The sequence below is a fragment of the Petrotoga sibirica DSM 13575 genome (assembly GCF_002924625.1).
Lineage (GTDB): Bacteria > Thermotogota > Thermotogae > Petrotogales > Petrotogaceae > Petrotoga > Petrotoga sibirica.
Genome location: NZ_JAHC01000032.1, coordinates 79,521 through 98,753 on the forward strand (window position 1 = coordinate 79,521; position 19,233 = coordinate 98,753).

General features: G+C 33.6%; 19 protein-coding genes. 8 read left to right on the plus strand and 11 right to left on the minus strand.

All coding sequences use genetic code 11. The annotated features are described in order from the left end of the window. Positions 1–23 precede the first annotated feature (23 nt). Positions 24–941, plus strand: a complete 918-nt coding sequence (locus AA80_RS08075; protein ID WP_103877280.1) for a glycosyltransferase family 4 protein — start codon at positions 24–26, stop codon at positions 939–941. Positions 942–1,026: 85 nt separating this feature from the next. Next, on the plus strand, positions 1,027–2,331 hold the full coding sequence (locus AA80_RS08080; protein WP_103877281.1) for a hypothetical protein: 1,305 nt from the start codon (positions 1,027–1,029) through the stop codon (positions 2,329–2,331). Between the two features lie 101 nt (positions 2,332–2,432). On the opposite strand, the gene AA80_RS08085 is transcribed toward AA80_RS08080, so the two are convergent. Continuing rightward, positions 2,433–3,560: an aldo/keto reductase gene (locus AA80_RS08085; RefSeq protein ID WP_103877282.1), complete on the minus strand. Its 1,128-nt coding sequence runs from the start codon at positions 3,558–3,560 to the stop codon at positions 2,433–2,435. A gap of 9 nt (positions 3,561–3,569) precedes the next feature. Beyond that, positions 3,570–4,703 carry an aldo/keto reductase gene (locus AA80_RS08090; RefSeq protein WP_103877283.1) on the minus strand — a complete coding sequence of 378 codons (1,134 nt, stop codon included), beginning with the start codon at positions 4,701–4,703 and terminating at the stop codon, positions 3,570–3,572. Positions 4,704–4,915: 212 nt separating this feature from the next. On the opposite strand from AA80_RS08090, the gene AA80_RS08095 reads away from it, so the two are divergent. Genes AA80_RS08095 through AA80_RS08110 form a run of 4 tightly spaced genes read left to right on the plus strand, consistent with a single transcriptional unit; the run spans position 4,916 to position 8,964 of the window. Then, positions 4,916–6,052 (plus strand): sodium ion-translocating decarboxylase subunit beta, encoded by a 1,137-nt coding sequence (locus AA80_RS08095; protein ID WP_103877284.1) that lies wholly within the window; start codon positions 4,916–4,918, stop codon positions 6,050–6,052. Between the two features lie 34 nt (positions 6,053–6,086). Beyond that, positions 6,087–6,299 (plus strand): ATP-binding protein, encoded by a 213-nt coding sequence (locus AA80_RS08100; protein ID WP_103877285.1) that lies wholly within the window; start codon positions 6,087–6,089, stop codon positions 6,297–6,299. Between the two features lie 32 nt (positions 6,300–6,331). After that, entirely contained in the window at positions 6,332–7,489 is a 1,158-nt protein-coding gene (locus AA80_RS08105; RefSeq protein ID WP_103877286.1) for a 2-oxoacid:acceptor oxidoreductase subunit alpha, read from the plus strand. A 5-nt stretch (positions 7,490–7,494) separates the two neighbouring features. Further along, positions 7,495–8,964, plus strand: coding sequence for a diguanylate cyclase (locus AA80_RS08110; RefSeq protein WP_103877287.1), 1,470 nt, complete (start codon positions 7,495–7,497; stop codon positions 8,962–8,964). 75 nt (positions 8,965–9,039) lie between these two features. Here the strand turns inward: AA80_RS08110 and AA80_RS08115 are convergent, their stop codons facing one another. Then, on the minus strand, positions 9,040–9,807 hold the full coding sequence (locus AA80_RS08115; protein ID WP_103877288.1) for a ZIP family metal transporter: 768 nt from the start codon (positions 9,805–9,807) through the stop codon (positions 9,040–9,042). 341 nt (positions 9,808–10,148) lie between these two features. Here AA80_RS08115 and AA80_RS08120 point away from each other — a divergent pair, with 341 nt between their 5' ends. Both AA80_RS08120 and AA80_RS08125 read left to right on the plus strand, forming a co-directional pair. Beyond that, on the plus strand, positions 10,149–10,763 hold the full coding sequence (locus AA80_RS08120) for a DUF4897 domain-containing protein (protein ID WP_103877289.1): 615 nt from the start codon (positions 10,149–10,151) through the stop codon (positions 10,761–10,763). 26 nt (positions 10,764–10,789) lie between these two features. Further along, a complete protein-coding gene (locus AA80_RS08125; RefSeq protein WP_103877290.1) occupies positions 10,790–11,554 on the plus strand; it encodes a DUF6115 domain-containing protein in 765 nt (254 codons plus the stop codon). Here AA80_RS08125 and AA80_RS08130 read toward each other — a convergent pair. The 8 genes from AA80_RS08130 to AA80_RS08165 all read right to left on the minus strand — a co-directional run bounded on the left by AA80_RS08130 (position 11,535) and on the right by AA80_RS08165 (position 19,213). Further along, complete coding sequence (locus AA80_RS08130; RefSeq protein WP_103877291.1) at positions 11,535–12,341, minus strand: HemK/PrmC family methyltransferase; 807 nt, start codon at positions 12,339–12,341, stop codon at positions 11,535–11,537. The genes AA80_RS08125 and AA80_RS08130 overlap by 20 nt on opposite strands. A 9-nt stretch (positions 12,342–12,350) precedes the next feature. Then, complete coding sequence (locus AA80_RS08135; protein ID WP_103877292.1) at positions 12,351–12,656, minus strand: metal-sulfur cluster assembly factor; 306 nt, start codon at positions 12,654–12,656, stop codon at positions 12,351–12,353. Between the two features lie 13 nt (positions 12,657–12,669). After that, a complete protein-coding gene (locus tag AA80_RS08140) occupies positions 12,670–13,674 on the minus strand; it encodes a peptidylprolyl isomerase (protein WP_134079995.1) in 1,005 nt (334 codons plus the stop codon). Between the two features lie 16 nt (positions 13,675–13,690). After that, positions 13,691–14,317, minus strand: a complete 627-nt coding sequence (locus tag AA80_RS08145) for a ribonuclease HII (RefSeq protein ID WP_103877294.1) — start codon at positions 14,315–14,317, stop codon at positions 13,691–13,693. Between the two features lie 24 nt (positions 14,318–14,341). After that, a complete protein-coding gene (locus AA80_RS08150) occupies positions 14,342–15,292 on the minus strand; it encodes an ABC transporter permease (RefSeq protein ID WP_103877295.1) in 951 nt (316 codons plus the stop codon). Further along, positions 15,289–16,365 carry an ABC transporter permease gene (locus tag AA80_RS08155; RefSeq protein ID WP_103877396.1) on the minus strand — a complete coding sequence of 359 codons (1,077 nt, stop codon included), beginning with the start codon at positions 16,363–16,365 and terminating at the stop codon, positions 15,289–15,291. The genes AA80_RS08150 and AA80_RS08155 overlap by 4 nt, the downstream gene beginning before the upstream one ends. A 39-nt stretch (positions 16,366–16,404) precedes the next feature. Then, the gene (locus tag AA80_RS08160) at positions 16,405–17,991 is read right to left on the minus strand and encodes an ABC transporter ATP-binding protein (protein WP_103877296.1); all 1,587 of its coding nucleotides are present in this window, start codon (positions 17,989–17,991) and stop codon (positions 16,405–16,407) included. A gap of 121 nt (positions 17,992–18,112) precedes the next feature. Beyond that, positions 18,113–19,213 (minus strand): BMP family lipoprotein, encoded by a 1,101-nt coding sequence (locus AA80_RS08165; RefSeq protein ID WP_103067353.1) that lies wholly within the window; start codon positions 19,211–19,213, stop codon positions 18,113–18,115. Positions 19,214–19,233: the final 20 nt, after the last annotated feature.

The following is a 19,233-nucleotide window of genomic DNA, read 5'->3' on the forward strand; positions in this document are numbered from 1 at the left end:
AATATGTAGTAGGTGAATGCAATTTGCTAGCTATAAAATATATAAGCTCTTTTCTCTTATCGATTATTTTAGTTCCAATTATGATAAAAATTGCAAAAAAATACAATATCGTTGATAGACCCGATAATAGGTTGAAAGTTCATAAAGTTCCCATTCCTTATTTGGGAGGTGTAGCAATATTTCTTTCAATCTTACCCTTTTTTTACAATGATATAGGTTTTATAATTCCTGCCAGTATTTTAACTTTTATAGGGCTGTACGATGATATTAAGAGTGTTTCCCCTTATGTTAGATTATTTGCGGAGTTTATTGTTGTCTCAATGGCAATATATTTCGTTGGAGGAATTATTCAACCTTTTCAATTTTTTATTTTGGTATTAACTGGAATAGCTCTAGTCAACGGAGTAAATATGGTTGATGGAATGGACGGAGTCTGCGCTGGAACGGCAATAGTGAGTTTGTTATTCTTTTCTTTGATATCCAAAAATTACGAACTGTTGATCTTTGTTTTGGCTATTTTGGGTTTTTTATTATACAATTTGCCACCAGCCAAAATCTTTCTTGGTGATGCGGGCTCTTATCTTTTGGGCTTTGTTTTGTTTTATTCCTTTTCCTTTCTATCCGGAAGGTCTGGTAGAGGTGGTTATTTTATCTCACTAATTATCACTGGATTTTATTTTACCGATTTGGCTTACGCTGTCATAAGACGTTTACTTAGCAAAAGATCTCCTTTTTTAGGAGATAAAGAGCATATTTATGATAAAATTCGAAAAAAATATAAAATAAAACCATTGGTTGTGGCATTAGTTACATATATTATTTCCGCTGTTTTTGGTATGATAGGATTAATTACTTGGGATTTTCAATTAATAGGTGTTATAATTGTATTGGTAGTATTTATATTTATAGGTTATCATTTTAATTTATACAAATATGAGTGATTGAAGGATATATTATATCAAATATATTTGGCGGAGAGATCTTTCAATAAGTTTTTTAAAAGTTTTTGTTAGAAGAGGTGTTGTTATGATAATTTTAAAAGGTAATTATGGTGATTATATGAAACTTCGGCCTGTATCAGTTAAAAAGATTTTCTTAGACGAGTCGAAGTTGAGAAACAACAAAGATCCTGATATTTACGAGAAATATATCTATGAATTGGAAGGAAGGTTTGGAAATTACAAATGGTTTAATAACGAGTTCAATTTGGAAGAAAAAGGTAATGGGAAATTGGCTACGCTTACTATTGATATAGAATATATCCCTCTGATATTGACAATCTTGAGGATTAACGCTTTTTTTAAGTCAAAAAAGAAGAGTATGATTTCAGTTCTTTCTTCTGATCATGAAAACCAAACTTCTGAGATAATTGCAGAGGATTCTTTTATATATTCTTTGAATGAAAGTAATAATTTATCATTTTTGTTTTTAAGAAAAATAGATAAAAGTTTAATTGAACATCACTTAATTTTTACCAACAACTATGGAGATAATTTTGATATGCACATAGAAAGTGATCGCAAGAGTATAAAGAGTTTTTATAAAAATCTGTTGAACGAAACTAACAATTTTCGGGTAGCGATACTTCCAAATATAGCTCAAAAAATCACTCCATTTTATGAAAAAATAATAGAAAAAATAGCTATTGTTAATTATGAAAATGTTAACAATATTACAGACGATTTTTTCACTTTGTACAATCTCAACCCAAAAGAATTTCTTAACAATTCTGAAGCTCGAAAAGAATTAGAGAGGTATACAAATTATCTTTTTAATGGGAAAAATGATGAAGAGGATTATTCTTTCGATAATGATATAGACGATGTCGACATAGATTTTACTATAAAGAATATGGAAGATATAGAAGACGAGCTACAGGATATTGTAGATTTGCAAAACAATGATCAATTCTTGGGTAGTTCTTATTATTATAATGAAACGTACGATTTGTTCATTGAAATGGAAGAAGAGTTTATGAATTTAATGGATCATATAATTTTCGACGGAAATTTGAAAAAGCAGGATAAAGAATATTATTTAGAAAAAATTAAAAGAATGATCAATGAAGTTTCCTTAATATTTCAAGATTTAAAAGAAAAAAAAGAGTTTGAAAGAGAACTTTTGTTAGATATGGTAAACGCTTATGGAATTGAACATATTACCAATAAAAAAGATTTAATTTCTGAAATTTTTGAAGAGGTAGATATGAGTAAGGACCTAAACGAAATATATGAAATTTCGGAGGATAAGATTTTGAACGATTATAAAAATTGGTATAAAGATCTAATATTTAAAAAAGGTAAAAGTATGAAGGAAGTCACTAACAACTAATCTCAAAGATAATTCCCCTTTGGTTAATTCAACAAAGGGGAATTATCTTAAGAACTTCAAAATCCAATAAGGCGTTAAAGTATCCATTTCTATAATGATATTTAATAGATTTCTCCTTTTCCGAGCTTGTAGTCTACCAATTTCAATTTTCTTATTATGGGTATATCGTAAGGACATCTTTCTTCACATATTCCGCATTCTGTACAATCTTTAAAGGTTTTATTGAGTTTGGAATAAGACATTTTAGCCTCGTTTTGGTTTCCAAACCAGAATGCCAATCTTTCTCTCAGTGCATAATCTGGAGCCTCGTGAGGTTGATAATCCCTCATTTGTCTATCATACCATCCTTCGTATTCAAACACTTTCATTATTTCTATATCTTCTGGGCAAGGCAAACATTTACCACATTGTCTACAAACATAATTTCCAAGTTCGGGAGCACGATAATACAAATTTTCTATGGATTTTTTAAGTAAAGGTTTAAAGTTTTCAGCAATCTGAATATCTTTTCTTAACATTTCTTCGGAGTTTGCTCCTACAACCATCACATCTAAATTTTGATTTAAAGCATAGTTTAAGGCATCATAAGTAGATCTATAAAGATAACCATCTGCAAAAGCCTTCATGCCAACAATTCCCATGTTTTTTGATCTTGCAAATGGAATGACTTCTTTATAAGTACTGGGGAAATTAAATATATCTAAGTAGTTAAAACCTGTCATCAAAACATCTAAGTCTACTGCTTTTATGAGTTTTAGTGCATAATTTCCCAAACCGTGGAAAGACACACCTAAAGCTCTTATAATTCCTTCTTTTTTTGCTTGAAATAGATAATCTAAGGCCGAATCATTTCCCAATAAGGCTTCAACATCTTCCTCAGTGGTAACATGGTGAAGAAACAAAATATCTAAATGATCGGTATTCAGGTTCTTTAAGGTTCTTTCTACAAAGTATTGAGCATTTTTCTTATCTCGAGCATGGCACTTGCTAGCAAGAATTACTTGGTTTCTTCTGTGTTTCAGGGCGTATGCAATTTTATTTTCAGATTCACCATCTCCGTATTCAGCTGCAGTTTCAACGTAATTACCCCCTGACATTATATAAATATCCATTAATTTGGAAACATCATCCTTTGAAATTTCCAACATATGAAATCCACCTAATCCTAAAAGAGAAACCTCAAACCCAGTTTTGCCTAAGATTTTTTTCTTCGTAAAAATCACCTCCATAATTTTAGATCACGTTAATTCATTTTTGACCTGTTTTAATAACATTCTTATAGGTAAATGCTGTGGACATTCTTCTTCACAATCCCCACATTCTTCACAAATAGAGGCATCTATACCTTGCTTTATCAAAGATTGATATCTTTCTTTTGCCTCTAGTAAGTTATCAAATATATAACCTTCATTGTAAATGCTAAAAATTGTAGGAATAGGTATACCATTTTTGCAAGGTACACAATAATTACATCCAGTACAATCGATCTTGGATTTACTCTTATAAATATTTCTTACCTGTTCAATTGTTTTTAATTCTCTTTCACTTAAGGAATTTGGATCTGAATCATCTGCTGCTTTGAGATTTTCTATTACCTGATCCATTGTGGACATTCCACTTAGAACAGTAGTAACCTCGGGATGGTTCCATACCCATCTTAACGCCCAATACGCCGGTGACTTGGTTTTATCTAAATCACTCAAGATATCGACAGCTTCTTGAGGTAGTTTGTTGGCCAATTTTCCCCCTCTAATTGGTTCCATAATAACTACTGCCAGTCCTTTTCTTTTTGCATACTTTAATCCTGCAATTCCGGCTTGAAAATGTGTATCAAGATAATTGTATTGTATTTGACAAAAATCCCAGTTATAAGAATCAACGATCTTTTTAAAAGTTTTGAAATCATCGTGAAAGGAAAATCCTGCGAACTTTATCTTTCCTTTTTCTTTGGCTTCATCCAGAAAATTCAGAACCTTTAGATTAGAAATCTTATCCCATCTTTCTTTGTTCAAAGAGTGTAAGAGATACATATCTATATATTCAGTATCAAGCTTTTTTAATTGTTCATCTAAATATTTTTCAAAATCTTCGTACTTATTTGCTAACCAGACTGGGTTTTTAGTGGCTAAGTAAACTTTTTCCCTGTAACCATCTTTTAAAGCTCTACCAACAAAGTATTCACTATTTCCTTGGTGGTAAGGATACGCAGTATCAACATAATTTAGGCCATTATCAATAGCGTATCTTAGCATTTTTGTGGCATTTTCTTCATCAATTTTAGAAGGATCGTCATTCAAAATAGGCAGTCTCATACATCCAAAACCCAATGCAGAAAGTTTTATATCGTACTTACCAAATTTTCTATATTTCAAAGAAACACCTCCAGTATATTATTATTATTATTATTTATCAACTTTGAAATTAATTTGATAGATAAACTTATTCTAACTTAATTATATCAAAAAAAAATTAATAAATTCTTTTTTCATAAAAGGTAGAAACAATAAATTTGATTATGTTATAATAAAATACAGTAGGAATAATTGAAAAAAATTTCATACTTGTATCCGAGGAGGTTTTTTAAATGTTGTCGCAAGATATACTCGACTTTTTTTCAAATACCGGTTTTATGAATATTTCATGGCCTCAGGTTTTTATGATAATTCTTGGATTGGTTATTATATATTTTGCAATATCAAAACACGCAGAACCTCTTCTTTTAATTCCTTTGGGTTTTGGTATGGTTATAGCTAACATTCCTCCGGAATTAACAGGTATTCTTATGCCTCCTCAGAATGGGCACGCAGGTGGATTGTTATGGTATATAAAATTGGGGTTGGATACAGAAATCTATCCTCCATTGATTTTTCTAGGTATTGGAGCATTAACTGATTTTTCTTATTTGATTGCAAACCCAAAATTGATACTTCTAGGTGGAGCTGCTCAGGTAGGGATATTTATTAGTTTTTTACTGGCAAGTTTTTTAGGTTTTGATCTTCATTCTGCTGCCGCAATAGGTATTATTGGAGGTGCAGATGGTCCAACTTCCATATACATAGCTTCTAAATTTTCTCCTGATTTAGTCCCTGTTATTGCGGTTGCGGCATATTCTTATATTTCTCTTATCCCCGTACTACAACCTTTGGTTTCAAAGTTATTAACCTCAAAACGGGAAAGAAAAATAAGGATGAGAAGGTTAAGAGAAGTTTCCAAAACAGAAAAAATAATTTTCCCTATTTTGACAACTGTCGTGGTTGCTTTAATTGTTCCTCAGACACTACCTTTAATAGGTATGCTCATGTTGGGTAACTTATTAAAAGAATCCGGGCTTACTGGTAGATTGGCTGAAGCAGCCTCTCGTTATATCCTAGACACAGTAACAATACTTTTAATGCTATCTGTAGGTGTTTCTGCCACGGCTGACATATTTTTATCTTTTGTAACCTTAAAAATCATGTTGTTAGGGGCAGTTGCTTTTATAATTGCAATGGCTAGTGGGATAGTATTCTCAAAATTGATGAATTTATTCTTGAAAGAAAAAATTAATCCATTAATTGGAGCTGCCGGTGTTTCAGCAGTTCCAAATTCTTCTCGCGTTGCTCAACATATTGCTCAGGAAGTTGATCCAGGCAATTTTATTTTAATGCATGCAATGGGGCCTAACGTAGCAGGAGTAATAGGCTCGGCAATTGCTGCTGGCTTATTTTTAAGTATACTATAATAAAATACTATAATAAATGAGGAGGCATAATCAAATGCAAACAATAAAAAAACAGTTTAAAGTGAATATAAATTATAATTATTGTAAAAAATGTGGTATCTGTTCTTGGATTTGCCCAGTAAATGCTATAATAGAAGAAGAATTCGGTAAACCCGTTGTTCCATTCCAAGAAAAATGTACGGGATGTTTGCAATGTGAACGAATGTGTCCTGATTTCGCTATTAGCATAAAACAATTAGATCAATAAAATGGACACTCTTTTTAAAAGAGGTGAATTTAATGGGAGAAATGCTTTTTTTACAGGGGAATGAGGCGGTTGGAATGGCAGCTATAAAAGCAGGATGCCGTTTTTTCGCTGGTTATCCTATAACCCCATCAACCGAAATCGCTGAATACATGTCTAGAGAATTGCCAAAGGTTGGAGGCACTTTTATACAGATGGAGGACGAGCTTGGAAGTGCAGCTGCAATAATAGGTGCTTCTCTTGCCGGTGTAAAATCTATGACCGCTACAAGTGGCCCCGGGTTTTCGCTCATGCAAGAGGCCTTAGGATATGCTATTATGACAGAAGTACCCTGTGTATTTGTTGATGTTATGAGAGGAGGTCCGAGCACAGGGCTTCCTACAAAACCCTCTCAAGGAGATATTATGCAAATAAGGTGGGGAACTCATGGAGATCACCAAATTATTGCAATATATCCTTCTACAGTGGAAGAAGTTTACACATATACTGTCACAGCGTTCAATTATGCAGAAAAATACAGAACGCCGGTTATTTTAGTTTTGGATGAAACTTTAGCTCACATGAGAGAAAACGTATATTTTGATTACGAGAAGGAGAATCCTCAAGTTGTAGAAAGACTAAAGGAGGTCGATTTAGGAGAGGAAGAATTATTTTTACCTTTTGACATAGATGAACAATTTGCTGTAAATCCATTAGTTGAAATGGGAAAAACAAGATTTCACGTTTCTGGCCTAGTTCATGATGAAAGTGGTTTTCCTATAAGGGATCCAAGCATGATATCAAAAGTAATTGAACACCTTGATTCAAAAATTAGATTATCTGCGGAAGAAATTTCTATCTATAACGAATATATGCTACAAGATGCCGATATAGTAGTAGTTGCATATGGTAGTGTAGCCCGAAGTGCTTTGAAGGCCGTTAAACAAGCTAGATCAGATAAAATTCCTGTAGGCTTCTTTAAACCTATCACTATTTGGCCTATGCCTACCTCGAGACTTAAATTAATATTTAAAAATGCTCAAAGTATAATTGTTCCAGAGATGAATGCAGGCCAGTACGCTAAAGAGATGTCACGGTTGAATAAATTGAACAAACATGTAGAATCTTTGACTAAAACTAATGGTGAGTTGATAACACCTGATGAAATATTAGAAGTGATTATGAAAATGTGGGTTCAAATTACGGAGATGTGAATAGAATGGAAGTAAAGTTCCCAAAAAAGTATCAAAAAAAAATTAATTCTGCTTATGTAAATCCAGGTATTGTTCTTTTACTCAAAAACTTTACAAAAGAAGTTCTTTTTGAGTTTGAGGTTACGATTAAAATTCATTTTGATCCACTTAAAGTTCCAGACAACTTGTATAAATTAATAAAGATTTTTAATTCATTTTCAATTTTCACAATTAAAAACATAGAAGAGACTAATTACATAGAAGAACAAAAAGTAAAAATAAGTAGTTCTCAAGGGGAGAACGGTGTTGAAATTACTTACGAAACACTTCAAAAAGAAGAAAGCATAGTGTTGTATGAGTTAATTAAAAATGCATCGCCATTACTGGGATCAATACTCACTGATATTCTTCTAAATTCCTCAAAAATAGCAAATGTGTTCATGGTTTCAAAAATCATATTAGAAAAAGGGTATGAGCCCGAAACGTCTATAGATGAAATGATATATATTACTATGACAGGAATAACAGGTGACTTTGCAGGAGGTTTTAATAGGGCCATCTTATTTGTGGAGGACAGTAATGATTTCAAGGTTCAAAGAGCTATAGGACCTGTAAATGAAATAGAAACCCAAAAAACTTATGAAAGGTTTGAGACAATTGAAAAAAACATAGAAGACTATTTGTCTCAATATAAAGTTGGGATGAGTTATTTTTCAAATTTAGAAGAAAAAATAAAAAATATTTCTATTAAAAAGGAATCGTTATTAAGTCAAGATCTTTTTAAGTACGCAATTGAGTTGAATAGAAGTATCAAAATACCAGTAAGTCAAGTTGATGAAAAGATCATAAATTTACTCGATTTAAAGGGAGAAGTAGCAATTTCACCAATAGAAATAGAAAACCATAAACTTGCTTTTTATCTTTGCGATAATAGATACAACGGGAAACCAATAACAGATGATCAACTTGAGATTTTGGATTACTATGCCAAAGAAAGTGGAATGATGTGGCAAAATAAAATATTTCAAAATATCTTAAAAAAAGATGCTCAAGTTGATACCCTCACAGAAATTGGAAACAGAAGAAGTTACGAAAATTATATTTCTAATATAAAATATCTAAAAAATCAGGAAATAGCTTTAGTAATGCTAGATTTAGACAATTTCAAAGATGTAAACGATACCTATGGCCATGAAGAAGGAGACAAACTTCTAAAAGGATTTGCCCAAATATGTGTTAATAATTTAAGAAAAGAAGATAGTATATTCAGATATGGGGGCGATGAATTCGTAATAATTTTTGAAGGTGCTAAGAAAGATGAGGTTTATTCTATTTTGGAAAGAATAAACCGTAAACTAAAACAAGAGATGAACGTTACTTTTTCTGCTGGTGTATCCTACGGTAACAGCCATGAAATAAATTCACTTTTCAAAATAGCCGACCAAAATTTGTACAAGGTAAAAGCAGAAGGGAAAAATAAGATTTTTGTCAGTTAAGATATCAGACCGACGCCCCGTATTTTAAAATCAAAATCTTATGTTTGAAAACTTTTTTCTATAGTATTCATTTATTCAGCCCAAGGCCACATCGAGAACAAGCATCAACAAAAAACCAAAGATCAGTGAGAAAGTAGCCGCTCTCTCGTATCCATGAGAATGAGTTTCTGGGATTATCTCATCGCTAATAACGTACAGCATAGCTCCTCCCGCAAACGAAAGGAAAAAAGGTAGGGCTGGTTCCATTAAAAGCACTAGAGATGCACCAAGTAAACCACCTATAGGTTCAACTAATCCTGTCAAAAAACTCCAAAAGAAACTTTGCTTTTTTGAATAATTAGCTTTAAGCAAAGAGAAAGCTGTAGCTGCTCCTTCTGGGATATTTTGCAATCCTATAGCTACTGCTACAGTGATGCCGTTAGCGATCATCCCACCACCAAAACTCACCCCCACAGCCATTCCTTCCGGAAAATTATGGAGTGCAATGGCGATAACCAACAACCAAATTTTTTTTAAACGCGCTAATTCAGGTCCTTCATGTCCTTTTAAGAAATGTTCATGAGGGGAATAAGTATCCATCAATTCAATAGCAAGTGCGCCGAGAAAGATCCCTAAAATAGTTATAAATATTCCACCCGTGTCTAATGATGGAATTATGAGAGAAAAAACAGTTGCTGCAAGCATAACTCCGGCAGCAAAGCCTAAAAACATATCTAAATTTTTTTCGCTTAACTCTTTTTTGAGAAACAAAACTGGAATTGCGCCCAATGTAGTTGCCAGACCTGCTAATAGACTTGCCAAAGTTCCAAATACCCATATTTGAGTGCCTGTTAATCCGTCCATCTTAGACCTCCTTGTAGGTTTTTTTATTTTATCTAAATTAGTGAAGAATTTTAAATTCAAAAACTTGTTAATATTTTTTAGAGACACACTTTTTTGTAACAGCAATGAATAATTGTAATATCTTTGTTTTGTGAAGATGTTACAACCAATATAACATTCACTGAGATTCTTGGTTGCCACTTCTTGTTATATCTGGTATAATTTAATGATCTTTCAGGGGGGTAGCAATCTGTAAAGGGTATTGAACGAAATTATCTAATATTTAAAATAAAAAACCAGTCGATTTATGCTATAATTAGAAATAATAGGAAAATTAAAGAACATTCAATAGGAGGAATCAAATGGCCAACGATAAAAAACAAAAAAGAGGTAATAGTTTTAACTTCATAATAATAACATTAATTTTCTTCGCTGGGTTAGCTATCTTTCAGTTTTTCATGTACAGAAATCTTCAGCCACAGTTTCAAGTTATATCAAGAGATATCGAATTTACTGTTTATGAAGATTTTTCCGTGGATTTTGCAACAGAAGTGGAAATACGAACAGAAAAGGAGAATGATTACGAAACCTTGATACAAGGATTTAACACCCCCAATGTGGAAAAACTTTCTCTTTTTCAACAATCTTTGGATAAATTAAAAGAACAAATCCCAAGGGATTTCGCGGTTTTATCCTATGAGTCAACCGTAAATTCAAATTTCCCCATGATTTATGTTTATGAAAACGTAAAGTTGGAAGGGTTTGTTTACGTAAACGATAAAGGAAACATTGAATTTTCTCTTCCTGGGCAACCTCTAAGTGCTCAAAATGAGCAAGTTACTGTGACCATCCATTATCCACATGATTGGAAAGTTTTAAGTGTGACTCCCACTCCTTCTTATATAGAGCAGAACGTTATAGGATATTCACATACTGGAGTGTTTGGTTATCCCACCCTAGAATTTAAATCTGAATAAACTATTGTAATGATGGGGGAATGGTAATGGTTATTTTATATTTATTAGTTTTTCTGTCTCTTACAATATCAATTGTAAATATTTTTCTTATGATCCGTTTAGGTCACTTTTTACAAGAAAACGACGCTACACAGAAAAACTATGAAAATTTAGAAGAAGATAAGAACCTTTTCTTAGCAAGATTTCAAAAGATAACTTCCACAAGATTAAGGGCCTTAGATAATAAAATAGAATTGGTTGACCAACTTATGAAAGATTTAGACGATGCTTATGCTAAAACTTTTTCATTGTTGACAGATTTAGAAAGGAAGTTAGATTCTCATAAATGGCAAGAATTTGAATCTAAAGTCCAACACACAAAAAGGGAAGAAGATGAAAAGGGCAATAACAATCAAAAAGAAACAATTGAAAAAGACGATAGGGTTAGGGTGTACGAGCTTTCAAGAAAACTAAATATGTCAAGTAAAGAGTTGATCGATTTTATTAACACAAATACCGATTTGGATGTTTCTAACCATTTAGTAAAGTTGACATCAGAAGAAGAAAAAATAATATTTGAAAAAATCAAAGAAGACCCGCCTGTATCGTCTAAGAAAGAAACCAATGTTTCAAATGTGAATGTAGATAAAGGTATGAGCACAGATTATAGTAACTACAAATACGACAAAACTAACAAAATTCTGGAGTTTTTCAAAAATGGTTACACTCCCCAAGAGATAGCTAAGGAATTGAAAATAGGTGTAGGAGAAATAATGCTCGTATTAAGTTTATTTAACGATAAGGAGAAATAAAGATGAACCTTTCCTTTTTAAAAGAGTCAGGCAAAATTTGAATTTTTCCTATCTCTGATAGGATTTCAGCGGTTTTTTTTACTGTAAATTCACTGGTCTCGAACAAAAGATATTTAGTTTTTAAAAGATGAGAATATTTAGATATCTTTTTAAAAAAGTTTTGACCATCGGCTCCCCCATCTAGGGAAATTCTTGGCTCGTAACTTAGTAAATGACTTTTTTCTATAAAAGAAGTTTCAACATATGGAGGATTGGAGATTATTAACTCTACTTCATGAATCTCTTTCAAAAAAGGATCTAAGCAATCACCAATTTTAAACTCAACATTGACGCCTAATTTCTTAGCGTTGTATTGGGCTATTTTTATTGCAGATTCTGAAATATCTGAAGCTTGAACTTTTGTTTTTGGTAGTTGCTTTTTTATTGATATTGCTATTACACCAGATCCTGTTCCCATATCAATTACATGTTTTATACCTTTATCATTTATAAGATTGATTGCTAATATAACTAAATCTTCAGTCTCTATCCTTGGTATTAGGACGTTTTCATCTACAAAAAAATCATTTCCTAGAAAAGATACCTTTTTGGTAATATATTCGATAGGATACCCCTCTTTAAGGTGTTTAACTAAAAAATCGAAAGTTCGCTGAGAAATTTCGACTTGCGATTCTTTCAAATAAAACGATATATCTTTGTCTTCAATTTTTGATAATATTTTTAATATACGAAAAGGGGAGATTTTAAACTCCCCCTGAATTTTACTCACTAACTCTGTTATCTTCATTATCTTACCTCAAATTCCTAAAAGATTTTTAACTTCGTCACTGGCCATTTGTGGATCCCAAGGGGGATCAAAGGTAAGTTCGATATTTACATCGTTTATGTGTTCTATTTCTTTTACCTTCTCTTTAGCATTTTCTATTATCAAACCTGCCAAAGGACACATTGGGGTGGTTAAAGTCATCAAAATGTGAACGTTATTATTTTCATCGATATCTATTTTGTATATCAAACCTAAGGAAACGATATCGAAGCCAATTTCCATATCATAAACTTCTTTCAAAGCATTCATGATTTTATCTTTTTCTATATCAGGCATGTGTAATCCTCCTTTAAAACATATCAGAATTGAGAATTATTGAAGATTCTTCTTGAAATTTTTGGAATTCAGTTGGTAAAACTTTATCAAAGTATTCTTGAGCTTTTTTGTCTTTTAAGGTAAAAATTATTTGATCCTTTGCTTCTTCAAAAGTTAACTGTTTTTCTGGGTACTTTCTCTCTATTTTTAAAAGGGCATAAGTATTGTTTTGTGCATCGTATAAGAGCGGGGTAGTAATAAATCCTGGAGGATTGCTTTTTACAGTTCGCACAATCGAATTTGAATCGTCTTTAAGGATTATTCTCATAGAGGTAGCCGAACCGGTTTGTTCGTATACTTCATCATATGTGTAATAACCTTCAATAATGCGATTGTATGTATAAGATGCATCTTCTGTGCTATTGAATATAATCAGCTTTATATCTGCTGAGGGCTCAGATTTATAGCTAGCTTTGTTATTTTGGTATTCTTCAGTCATTTCTACGTCGCTTACTTCTGTTTCTTGAATAATTTTCGTATAAAGTGCGGAGATAGAATTGTTATATAATGTTGAATAATACGCATCCTCTAAATAATTTGTTTTTGAGGTGTAACCTAATGCAAGCAAATAATTATCAATTTCTTCGTCGGGTATTCCAACATCTTTAAAGGTTTTAGAAAAGTTTTCTTCAATGTTACTCCATATATGCTCGCGTTGTAAATCTATGTTTTTTTGTTCGACGAATTGTATAAAAAGAACTTGATTGACGATCTTTAAAGCTTGATCCTGCAAGTAGGTGTTCATGAGATCAACACCTGTAGCTGTTTTAGTTAAGGCAGAATAAAACTCGGGATAAGAATTATAAATATCCGATAAAAGATATACTATCATAGATCTAGATACTAGGAGTTCTTCACTGAGTGTTTCATCGTTAACTTTTGCAAAAATTGCTTGTTCCAATGGTTGATAAATTATTTTTGGGTAAAGAACAGTAGAAATTAGAAATACAAAAAGTAACAAGAAGTTAGTCTTTTTCATCAATGTGTTTTCCTCCTCATAAAATTCCTTCTTCGATGAATCTCTTAATAGGATTGAACGTTTTTCTATGCTCTGATATTATACCATACTTTTTTATGCTTTCAATGTGTTTTCTGGTCGGATACCCTTTATGGCTTATAAAATCATAATTAGGATATATTTCATGTAAATGCTTCATATATAAGTCTCTTTCATATTTTGCTACGATAGATGCGGCACCTATCAAAGGAGATATTTGATCGCCTGTGACTATGCATTCGTAGTTATAATCAAGTTTAAAGAACTTTCCATCAACAATAACATAATAATCGTTCACATTTCTCCCCACCACTTTTTCCAACAATTTTATAATTGATACCTCGGTCGCCTTGAATATATTTATTTGATCTATTAAATCGGAAGTTGAAAAATTACTATAATATTGGAAATTTTTCGTTATTTGAAAGTATCTCTTCTCTCTTTCTTTTGGAGATAATAATTTCGAATCTCTTCCAATTTTTGCTAATAACTCACATTCTTTTTTTGATTCTATGACAACAGCACCAACAAAAACAGGCCCAGCTATTGGGCCCCTTCCAGCTTCGTCAATACCAATTATCTTTTTGTACTTTTTTAATAAAGTCATTTCAATATTTTCCAACATCTAACCACCTTTGCAAAATACCGTTCATTCTTTTTCGTAGGGAACTCCATCTGCAGCGGGTGCTCTTGTCCTTCCAACAAATCCGCCAACAACTATTAACGTCAAAACGAAAGGCAACAAATTTAGTAAAGCTTTGATTTCTGAGGGGAGAACCATCAAAGTTTGAAGTTGGATGTTCATAGCTTCTGCAGCACCGAAAAGCAACGCCGCCCACATGGTACCAATTGGATTCCAGTTTCCTAATATCATAGCTGCCAAGGCTATGAATCCTTTTCCAGCAGGCATCTGCTCTTGAAACTGCCCTATATCACCTAAGGCTAGATACATTCCTCCTAATGCAGCAAGTATCCCACTCATTAAAACTCCAAAGTATCTTATCGCTTTAACATTCACACCTAACGTATCTGCAGCTCTCGGATTTTCACCTACGGAACGCATTCTTAAACCTAAAGGAGTTTTGTAAAGTAAAAACCAAGAACCTATGATGACTACTATGGCAATGTAAAAGAAGGAACTAATTTCTCCGAAAATTTCCCCGATGAAAGGAATGTTTTGGACTGCTTCTATTTTTACCGTAGGGATTTTAGATACAAAATCTGTTTGCCCTTCTTGGCCAAAAATTGGTCTCATTAAAAAACCAGTGAATCCTTGGGCAATCAGAATCAAAGCTGTAGCAGAAACGATTTGGTTTGCTGACCATTCTATTGAAACATAGGCATGCAAAAATGACAAAATCAGACCTCCAAGCATACCTAAAAGCAGCCCAAGCCAAGGGTTCCCAGTAATAAAAGTAAAAGCAACCCCGATAAAAGCACCTAATTTCATAATACCTTCCAAGGCGATATTTGTTACCCCGGTTATTTCACTGTAAACTCCTCCAATTCCTGCAAAAATTAAAGGTAATGCAGAAAGAATCGTCAATTTATAAAATAAAGGTGAAGCAAAAGCAGTAAAAATAGCTTCAAACCAATTCATTCTTCTTCACCACCTTGAAGTAGTTTGGGTGATTTTTTCTTTCCAAGTTGAGAAGCTTTTATGATCCAAGTTCTTATGATCCTGTCTGCAGCAACAAAATATATTATTATACCTTGAATTACTACAATAATGTCATCTGGTACTCCTATAGTTTGCATTGCATTCGAACCAGATCTCAGCGAAGAGATTAGAAAAGCTGCAAAAATAATTCCTATAGGATTGTTTTGACCAATCAGAGCTATAGTTATTCCATCAAAACCTCTATCGCTTGTGAAGGCTCCAAAAATTCTATGATGAACAGACATAACTTCTAGAGCCCCAGCCAAGCCAGCCAAAGCTCCTGAAATAGCCATTGTAAGTACTATATTTTTGCTTATCGATATTCCTCCATATTCTGCGGCATATGGATTGAAACCAACGGCTTTAACTTCGTACCCTGTTGTTGTTTTCTCTAGTATAATATAAATAACAATAGCCGCAACGATTGCTAATAAAATACTAGAAGGAATGCTAGATGCTTGAACTGTTAATAAGGAAGGTAGTTGAGCGCTTTGTGAGATTTCAGGAGATTTTGGAACGCCTGCACCCACAGCAAAAGGACCGGCTACCAGATAGTTCGTAATATGATAGGCTATCCAGTTCAACATTATCGTACTTATAACTTCGTGTGCACCTGTTTTGGCTTTAAGCCAACCGGCTATAGATGCCCAAAAGGCTCCCCCAGCCATACCAGCAACAATAGTCAAAGGTATGGCAATAGCGGAAGGTACGTTGCCTAAGCTCAGTCCTACCGTTACGGCCATTATCCCTCCCATGGCCATTTGACCTTCCGCACCTATATTGAAAACTCCCGCTCTAAATCCGAATCCTACAGCTAAACCAGTGAGTAACAAACTGGTCATTTTTGTTATGTTGTCAGCCCAGGAAAGTCTGCTACCGACTGCGCCTCTAATCATAGCTCCATAGGCTTTTAGAGGGTTTTCACCTATGGCTAATATTATAACGGCTGCGATTAAAAGTGAAACCATAACAGCTAAAAAAGGTACTAGAAAAGATATCCATCTTGATTTCAGAAGTTTTGACGAAGAAGTCACTTTATTAGCGCCTCCTATTTATAGACTTTTTATTTCTCCAGCCTCTTCCATTAATTTTACTTCATCCAAACTCTTTCCTGCCATCATTAGACCGATTTCTTCTATCGAGAATTGACCATTTTCAAATTCACCCATGGATTCTCCTTCATACATAACCATTATTCTATCAGATAAAGACAAGATTTCTTCCAGTTCCATAGATATTAGCAAAATCGCCACACCTTCATTTCTCAAATGCATCAATTCTTTGTGAACGTATTCAATTGCTCCGACATCTAAACCTCTTGTAGGTTGAGAAACGACTATAAATGTAGGTGAAGTTCCTATTTCTCGGGCTATGATCACTTTTTGTTGGTTACCACCAGATAAGTTTCCGGTAAATAGGTCTATCTCAGGTGGCCTAACATCGAATGCTTTTATGAGTTCTTCAGAGAAATCTCTTATATCATCAAACTTTAGGAACCCTCTTTTTGAAAAATTTGGTTTCTCGTGAGATCCTAAAATTAAATTAAAATAATTTGGAAATTCATGAACCATACCTCTTTTTTGTCTGTCCTCAGGGATATGAGCTATACCTAGCTCTCTTAATTCTTTTACAGATAAATTTGTGACGTCTTTCCCTTGAAAATAGTACTTTCCACTTTCGATTTTTCTAAGACCAGTTAAAGCTTCCGCAAGTTCTGATTGCCCATTACCTGCTACTCCAGCTATTCCTAGAATCTCATTTTTTCTAACTTCAAAGGTAACACCTCTCACAGCATCTAATTTTCTATTGTCTTTTACCCACAGATTTTCAACTTTTACAAGTGCTTCGCCGTGTTCTATTTTAGGACGATCTATACTTAGAACTACTTCTCTTCCCACCATCATATTTGCTAATTCTTTTTCGTTTGTATTTGAAGTCTTTACACTTCCAGTAACCTTTCCAAGCCTCATAACGGTAATGTTGTCGCTTATCTCCAAAACTTCTTTCAATTTATGACTTATGAAAATAATAGTTTTACCATCTTGCTGTAGGCTTCTTAGTATTTCGAAAAGTTCTTGAGTTTCTTGAGGGGTTAAAACGGCTGTGGGTTCGTCGAGTATTAATATGTCCGCACCTCTATATAATGTTTTAATTATCTCCACTCTCTGCTGCATGCCTACAGGAATGTCTTCTATCTTTGCTTCTACATCAACTTTGAGTCCGTACTTTTCAGATAATTCTTTTACGTCCATTTTGGCTTTTTTAAAATTGAAAGTGATGCCCCTTTTAGGCTCCTTCCCTAATACAACATTTTCCGCAACGGTTAAATTTTCAACGAGCATAAAATGTTGATGAACCATCCCTATACCATTGGCTATTGCATCGGAAGGACCTTTGATATCAACTTGTTTCCCTTTTATGAAAATTTCACCACTTGTAGGTTGATATAAACCATAAAGTTGATTCATCAAAGTGGTTTTTCCTGCGCCATTTTCACCTATTAGTGCATGTATTTCTCCTTTTTTTACTTTAAATGTAACTTTATCATTTGCAACTACCCTGGGAAATACTTTGGTTATTTCTTTCATGTAAACAGCATAATCATTTAATTCTTCTTCTATGTTATCTGTTTGAGGCATCGGTAACCTCCTTTCTGTTTAAGGACTTAAAGATTTAATAAAGTTTATAAGAAAGTAAATAGTCTACAAAACAGGCGGGAATTTATCCCGCCTGATATTGGAGTAAAAAAGATATGCTATATCAGAATGGGAAGACTATATTACTTGCATTGAAAGAACCTAGCTCAGCTTCGCTTTGAGGAATATTGATTTTTCCTTCCTTAGCTAACGTTTGTAAATAAGCTAATTCCGCAATAACTTCATTTGGTATTAGCCCTTTGGTATATTTCATTGGAGATATTCCAACACCATCATCAACTATACCTAAGTTGTTGTGTCCAGATTGAAAATATCTAGCAGACAATGCTGAATTTATACCTTCAAAAGTTGCTACATCGATCTTTTTTGTAATACTAAGTAATACGTAACCTGGTTGCATGTAATCTTGATCCACATCAACTCCTATTGCAAAATAGCCCTGACCTTTTTCATAATATTTATCTATAACTTGTTGTAGAGGGGCATTTGCTGGCAAACCGTAGAAAGACATTCCAGTTTCTTTTGCGGCATCGATGACTCCATTTCCTGTTGCACCAGCGCACGCGAAGACTATATCTGCACCGTTACCGTATTGAGAAAGGGTTAACTGTTTTCCTTTTGCGGGATCCTCGAAACTAGCGGCGTAACCGATTATAACTTGAACATTGGTACCATGAATTTGATTGTAAGCAGCAACTCCTGCTCTGTAACCTATTTCGTATCTTTTGACCGGTGGTATTTCTAGGCCACCTACGAAACCTATCCTACCTGTTTTAGTCATTGCGGCCGCTACGTATCCGCCTAAGAATCCTGCCTCATGTTCTTTGAAGGTGTAAAGAGCTAAATTGTTTGGAACCGTTTGACCAGGGGACGGTTCAATATCAATTCCAATAAAAAATGTATTGGGATATTGGGCGGCGATATTGAATAAAGCATCTGCCATCATAAATCCAACACCAATTACTACATCTCCTCTTTGCGCAGCGTTGGTAAGATTTGGAACGTAATCAGTTTGTTCCTTGGATATAATTAATTCTCCTTCAACATTGGGAAGTTGTTCCATAGCCATTTGAACACCAGCCCATGTACCATCGTTGAAAGACTTATCTCCCAAACCGCCGACATCCGTTACCATAATAACTTTTAGAGCAAAAGAACTTACAAACATTAAACTGATTAAACTAAGAACTAACAACTTTTTCATGTTTTCCTACCTCCTTTGGG